Source organism: Kitasatospora sp. NPDC059722 (genome assembly GCF_042733235.1).
Lineage (GTDB): Bacteria > Actinomycetota > Actinomycetes > Streptomycetales > Streptomycetaceae > Kitasatospora.
Genome location: NZ_JBHWGD010000182.1, coordinates 1 through 6,224, shown reverse-complemented (window position 1 = coordinate 6,224; position 6,224 = coordinate 1). Strand labels below are relative to the sequence as shown.

The following is a 6,224-nucleotide window of genomic DNA, read 5'->3' as shown; positions in this document are numbered from 1 at the left end:
TCCCCCGCCCCCCCCGTGTGGGGCCGGGCCCGCCGGGGGGCCCCGGGGGGGGGGGGGGCCCCCCCGAGCCCCGGCCCGGGCAGGGTACGTCTCACATTCGACCAGTGGCGGGGGGCCGAGGCCCGGTTTCGTGGGCCGATCGGGTGATGCCGTGTCAGGCGGGTGGCCGGGTGGTGGGGTGTGCGGCCTGTGGTCGGGCGCGGGGCGCGGGGCGCGGGGCGCTGGGCGCGGGGTGGGGCGTGCGGCCCGTGTGCTCCGGGGTGACGCGGGCTCAGCCGGCGGTGCGCCGCTGGTTGCGGCGCAGCAGCTGGGTGCGGGCCAGGGTGTCCTGGCCGCCGCCGCGTTCGGCGAGGCGGTCGGCGATCGCGTGCTGCTCGTCGGCCGGCTTCTTGTCGTCGTACTTGAACTTGGCGCGCACCTGGAGGACCGTCAGGCGCAGTCCGCGCAGGCCCGGGAGCAGCCGGGAGAACTCCCCCTCGCCCGGGACGACCCGGGTGTCCGGGGTCTCGGGCTGGAAGTGTGCCAGCTGGCGGTTGAGGATCTCGGCCTTCCCCGCGGCCGACTCGACGATCTCCGCCGTGCACTGGAAGTGGACGGACGCGTAGTAGCTGGTGGGCGTGCCGGGTGCGCCGCGCCAGTGGCCGGGGGCGAAGGCGTAGCCGTCGGTGACCGCGAGGGTGACGTGCGGGTCGGCCCGGACGGCGGCGAGCAGCGGGTTGGGCGCGGCGAGGTGCAGCAGGATCTCGCCGCGGTCGGCGTCGAGCAGGAAGTGCGTCGGGACCAGGACGGGGCCTTCGCCCTGCCCGCCGTTGGCGGCGAGCAGGCCGAAGTCCCGGCCCTCGGCGAGCCACGCACGCCACTCGGCCTCGTCGCCGCGGTCCCAGGAGCGGATCAGCATGACGCGTTCTCGTTCTCGTTCTGGGTCTGGGTCTGGTCGTGCATGGGCGGGGTACCCTCGTCAGCCGGCCAGCTCGCGCAGGTGCGCGGGGAGCGGGACGGTGGTGGAGGCGGCCGGAGCGGGGGTGCCGAAGCCGCTGGTGACGGGGACGACGCCGGCCCAGTAGGGCAGGTCGACGTCCTCAGGCTCGTCGTTGGCGCCGTCGTCGCGGGACTTGGCGGATACCTCGTCCAGGTCGAGGCGGATCACGGCGGTGGCGGCGAGTTCCTTGGCGTTGGCCGGGCGGACCTCGGCGGAGCGGCCGGGGACGGTCTGGTCGACCAGCGCGTCCAGGGCGACGTTCAGCTCCTCCGGGTCGGTGACCTGGTGGGCGGTGCCGTGCGCCACCACCGAACGGAAGTTGACGGAGTGGTTGAACGCGGACTTGGTCAGCACGAGCGCGTCGACGAGGGTGACGGTGACGCAGACCTTCAGGCCCTCGTCGTCCTTGGCGCCGCGCATCGGGCGGCTGCCCGTCGAGCCGTGGACGTAGAGCCGGTCGCCGACGCGGGCGTAGATCGTCGGCAGGACGACCGGTGCGCCGTCGGCGACGAAGCCGAGGTGGCAGAGGTAGGTGCTGTCGAGTATCGCGTGGATCGCGTCCCGCTCCCAGGTGGCGCGGTCCTTGTAGCGCGTCGGCGTGGTGCGGGCGGTGCGGGCGTAGGTGGCACCGGCGGTGGTGGCGGCGGTGGCGTCCGACGTGGTGCTGTGCGACGCGGTGCTGTCCGTGGCAGGGACCGACATGACAAACCTCTATGTACTAGTGCATAATTTGCTTTGTGCTAGGAGACTATCCGCTGAAAGGGCGACGCGCCAGCGAAATCGCGGCCCACATCGAACAGGGCGTCAGTGGCGGGCAGCTCGCGCCCGGAACCGCGCTGCCCCCGCTGCGCGACCTCGCCGCCGAGCTCGGCGTCAACGCCAACACCGTCGCCGCCGCCTACCGCCTGCTGCGCGACCGCGGCGTGATCGAGACCGCCGGCCGCAAGGGCAGCCGCATCCTGCCCCGGCCCGCCCTCACCACCCGCGACCAGATCCGCGTGCCCGTGCCCCCGCACGCCCGCGACCTGTCCGCCGGCAACCCCGACCCGGCCCTCCTGCCCGACCTCGCCCCGCCCCTCGCCGCCGCGGCGGAGGCGGCCCGCGCCGAACCCGTCCTCTACGGCCACCCCTCCGTCGACCCGGGCCTGCTCGCCCTCGCCCGCGCCTCCTTCGAGGCCGACGGCCTGCCCGGCGGCCCGATCGCCGTCGCCTCCGGCTCCCTCGACACCGTCGAGCGCATCCTCGGCACCCGGCTGCGCCCCGGCGACGCGGTGGCCGTCGAGGACCCGGGCTGGGGCAGCCTGCTCGACCTGCTGCCCGCGATGGGCCTGCGGCCCGCGCCCGTCCGGCTCGACGACGAGGGCCCGCTGCCCGACTCGCTCGCCGCGGCGCTCGACGAGGGCGCCCGCGCCGTGATCGTCACCAGCCGGGCCCAGAACCCGACCGGCGCCGCACTCACCGCCGCCCGGGCCGCGGCGCTGCGCGAGGTGCTGGCCGGGTACCCCGACGTGCTGCTGATCGAGGACGACCACGGGCACGGCATGGTCGACCAGGCCTACCACCCGCTGGCCGGCGCCGGTTCGCGGCACTGGGCGGTCGTGCGCTCGGCGGCCAAGGCGTACGGGCCCGACCTGCGGCTGTCCGTCGCGGTCGGTGACGCGGACACCATCGGGCGCGTCTCCGGGCGGCTGCGGCTCGGCGCGGGCTGGGTCAGCCAGCTGCTCCAGCGGACCGTCGCCGAGCTCTGGCGCACCGACGCGGCGCCCGTCGCCACCGTGGCCGCCGTCTACCGGGCCCGCCGGGACGCGCTGCTCGGCGAGCTCGCGGCGCGCGGCATCGCGGCGCACGGCGAGAGCGGGCTGAACGTCTGGGTGCCCGTGCCGGACGAGACCTCCGCGCTCACCGCGCTCGTGCAGCGCGGATGGGTCGCGGCGCCCGGCGCGCGGTACCGGATCCAGTCTCCGCCCGGGATCCGGATCACCACGGCCGACCTCCGGCCGGACGAGGCGCCGCGGCTGGCGGACGACCTCGCGGCGGTGCTCGGGGCGGGCGGGGGCGGGTCGCGGCTGGTGTGAGTGCGGCGGGTGTGGCGGGTGTGGCGGGTGCGGGTGTCGCGGGTGCGGCGGGTGCGGGTGGCCGGGGCGGGGGTTCGGGGAGGGGGTTCGGGGAGGGGGATCGGTGGCCGAGCGGGTGGGGGCTGGTCTGAACCCGTGGGTAACAAAGCGGGAAACCTGCTGCACGTACCTAGCGGTAACCAGCTCTGTCATGCCATCTTCATCGCGCCACCGGCGCCGGCGGCCTACCCTCACACGCGTCTTCCCGTCCCCACACCACGGGGAGACCGAGCCGCAGGAGTTCCGCCGTGCCCGAAAACGGTTCGAGAAACACCCGCACGACCCCGCGACTCGCCCGCAGGCTGCTCACCGCGGCCTTCGCCCTCCCGCTCGCGATCGGCGGCGGTGTCGCCGTCGCCGCGCCCGCCTCCGCCGCCTCCGCCGCGGTGCCGAGCGGGCCCACCGCCAGCGTCACGCTCGGTGACAGCTACATCTCCGGCGAAGCCGGCCGGTGGATGGGCAACTCCGCCGACGGCAGCGGCGACCGGAGCGGCACCGACCGTGCCTGGAACGGAAGTTCCTACGACCCGAGCGCCGTCTACGGTGCCACCGCCGCCAACGGCTGCGACCGCTCCGACGTCGCCGAGGTGACCGGTGCGTCCTCGGTGGCGGCCAAGCAGATCAACCTGGCCTGCTCGGGCGCCGTCACCAACAACGTCTTCCGCGCCTCCAGCGGCGGCCAGTCGCTCAAGGGCGAGGCGCCGCAGGCCGACCAGCTCGCCGCCGTGGCCGCGCAGAACAACGTCAAGCTGATCACGCTGTCGATCGGCGGCAACGACCTCGGGTTCTCCGGCGTCATCTCCAGCTGCGTCCAGGACTACCTCGTCTGGTACAGCTACTGCCACGGCTCGCAGCAGTCCGCGATCGACTCGAAGATGCCGGCGGCGATGGCCGGCGTCGGCAAGGCGATCGACGAGATCCGTGCTGTGATGTCCAACGCGGGCTACGGACAGGGGACTTACCGTCTCGTGCTGCAGTCCTACCCGTCCCCGATCCCGCGCAGCTCCGAGATGCGCTACCCCGAGAGCGGCTGGACCCGCTCCAACACCGGCGGCTGCCCGTTCTGGGACGGCGACGCCGACTGGGCGCGCGACTCGATGGTGCCGCAGGTCTCCAAGGCGCTGGCGCAGGTCGCCGCGGCCAAGGGCGTCCAGTTCCTCGACCTCTCCGACATGCTGCAGGGGCGCGAGGTCTGCTCCACGGCCACCCAGCAGCCGACCACGGACGCCGCGCCGTCCGCGGCCACCAGCGAGTGGGCGCGCTTCCTCGACGGCGGGCTCAACACCACCCAGGGCGCGTTGCAGGAGTCGATGCACCCGAACTACTACGGGCAGCAGGCGCTGGGCAGTTGCCTCACCCAGCTGTTCGCGCGGAGCAGCGGGAACTACGCGTGCCGCAACACGGCCGGGCAGGACGCGAGCGGGATGTACCTGGCCGCCGAGTGACGTTTTGCGATGTGACGTGATGTGACCCGATGTGACGTGGCGCGACGTGGCCCTGGCCTTCCCCGTGTGGAACGGGGGAGGCCAGGGCCCCTCGGGGTCCTCAGCCCTTCGCGAGCAGCGCCTGGGCGTGTGCGCGGACCTGATCCTTCGTCAAGTACGCGTCCGTGTACTCGAAATCCTGCAGTCGGGCGGGCTGGCGGGCCAGGAAGCCCGTGCGGACGAAGTCGTCGCCGGCCGTCGCGTTCAGCAGCCAGTTCGCGCCCACCCGGAACTTCGCCACGTTGGTGCGCATCGCCATCAGGTGGTAGCCGCGGGCCACCAGCTGCGCCGGCACCCCGCGCAGCTCGACGCCGACCGGCTTCGACACCGCGTCCTTGCCGCCCAGGTCGACCACCAGGCCCAAGTCCTTGTGGTAGTACGGCTCCAGCGGCTGGTGGCGGAGCGAGGCGATCACGTTGTTCGCCACCGCGCGGCCCTGCCGGGCCGAGTGCTGGGCGGTCGGCGGACACACCGCGCCGTCGCCCTTCGCGAGGTCCGGGACGGCCGCGGCGTCGCCCAGCGCGAACACCCCGTCGAACTGCGGCACCCGCATCTCCGCCGTCACCGCGATCCGGCCCCGCACCGTCTCCGCGTCCAGCGTGCCGATCAGCGGGCTCGCGGCGACGCCCGCCGTCCAGATCAACGTCCGGCAGGGGAGCACCCGGCCGTCGGTGAACTTGACCGACTCGGCGCCGACTTCGGCCACCGACACGCCCAGCGACACCTCGATGCCGCGCGCCCGCAGCACCTCCAGCGCCGCCGTGCCGAGGGCGTCGCCGAGTTCGGGCATCAGCTTCGGGGCGATGTCGATCAGGTGCCACTTGATCTGCCGCGCGTCCAGTCGCGGGTAGCGGCGGGCCGCGGCGGTCGTCAGGCGCTGCAGGCAGGCCGCCGTCTCGGTGCCCGCGTAGCCGCCGCCCACCACGACGAACTGCAGCCGGGACTCGCGCTCGTTCTGGTCCAGCGTCGTGGAGGCCAGGTCGAGTTGGGCGATCACGTGGTCGCGGACGTAGGCGGCCTCGGCGAGCGTCTTCATGCCGCGGGCGTAGTCGGTGAGGCCCGGGATGTCGAACGTGCGGGTGACGCTGCCCGGGGCGAGCACGAGGATGTCGTACTTCTGCGCGATCACCTCGTCGGTGATCTTCCGGACGACGCAGACCTTGGACACCGGGTCCACCCCGATGGCCCCGCCGGGCACGATGTGGGTCCGGCGCAGGCTGCGGCGCAGCGACACCGCCACCGACTGCGGCGTCAGGACGCCGGCGGCGACGTGCGGCAGCAGCGGCAGGTAGAGCTGGTAGCTGAACGGCGTGACCAGCGAGATCTCGGCCTCGGAGGGCGCCAGCTTGTGTTCGAGGCGGCGGGCGCACTCCAGGCCGGCGAAGCCACCGCCCACGATCAGGATCCGGGGTCGTTCCATCGCTCATCCCTTTACCGTGCGGGTCTTACCGGGAGGGGTCCTTGGTGCTGTCCGCCACACTCGCATGGGGGAGGGGTGGGTGCCACTGGGGTGGGGCGGATGGGGGCCGCTGCGCGGGGCTTGGGGGCGGGGCGTGGGCTTTCGGGTGGGTGGGGGGTGCCGGGGGTGGCTGCGGGGGTGGCCGCTCCGGGGGCTGGATGATTTTCCGACTGCCGACTCTGTGGGTG

General features: G+C 74.0%; 5 protein-coding genes. 2 read left to right on the top strand and 3 right to left on the bottom strand.

Translation table 11 applies throughout. The features are described from left to right. Positions 1 to 271: 271 nt before the first annotated feature. Together ACFV4F_RS41695 and ACFV4F_RS41690 are read right to left on the bottom strand one after the other, a co-directional pair. The gene (locus ACFV4F_RS41695; RefSeq protein WP_380510949.1) at positions 272 to 898 is read right to left on the bottom strand and encodes an FMN-binding negative transcriptional regulator; all 627 of its coding nucleotides are present in this window, start codon (positions 896 to 898) and stop codon (positions 272 to 274) included. 60 nt (positions 899 to 958) lie between these two features. Beyond that, on the bottom strand, positions 959 to 1,681 hold the full coding sequence (locus ACFV4F_RS41690; protein ID WP_380510946.1) for a pyridoxamine 5'-phosphate oxidase family protein: 723 nt from the start codon (positions 1,679 to 1,681) through the stop codon (positions 959 to 961). Positions 1,682 to 1,716: 35 nt separating this feature from the next. Between ACFV4F_RS41690 and ACFV4F_RS41685 the strand changes: the two genes are divergently transcribed. Then, positions 1,717 to 3,054 carry an aminotransferase class I/II-fold pyridoxal phosphate-dependent enzyme gene (locus ACFV4F_RS41685; protein WP_380510943.1) on the top strand — a complete coding sequence of 446 codons (1,338 nt, stop codon included), beginning with the start codon at positions 1,717 to 1,719 and terminating at the stop codon, positions 3,052 to 3,054. Positions 3,055 to 3,341: 287 nt separating this feature from the next. Then, complete coding sequence (locus ACFV4F_RS41680) at positions 3,342 to 4,538, top strand: GDSL-type esterase/lipase family protein (protein WP_380510941.1); 1,197 nt, start codon at positions 3,342 to 3,344, stop codon at positions 4,536 to 4,538. Positions 4,539 to 4,638: 100 nt separating this feature from the next. On the opposite strand, the gene ACFV4F_RS41675 is transcribed toward ACFV4F_RS41680, so the two are convergent. Then, positions 4,639 to 5,997 carry an NAD(P)/FAD-dependent oxidoreductase gene (locus ACFV4F_RS41675; RefSeq protein ID WP_380445890.1) on the bottom strand — a complete coding sequence of 453 codons (1,359 nt, stop codon included), beginning with the start codon at positions 5,995 to 5,997 and terminating at the stop codon, positions 4,639 to 4,641. Positions 5,998 to 6,224: the final 227 nt, after the last annotated feature.

What these genes read in the sequence shown, in the direction of transcription:
- ACFV4F_RS41695 (WP_380510949.1), bottom strand. Translation starts at nt 898, where the DNA reads ATGCTGATCCGCTCCTGGGACCGCGGCGACGAGGCCGAGTGGCGTGCG.
- ACFV4F_RS41690 (WP_380510946.1), bottom strand. Translation starts at nt 1,681, where the DNA reads ATGTCGGTCCCTGCCACGGACAGCACCGCGTCGCACAGCACCACGTCG.
- ACFV4F_RS41675 (WP_380445890.1), bottom strand. Translation starts at nt 5,997, where the DNA reads ATGGAACGACCCCGGATCCTGATCGTGGGCGGTGGCTTCGCCGGCCTG.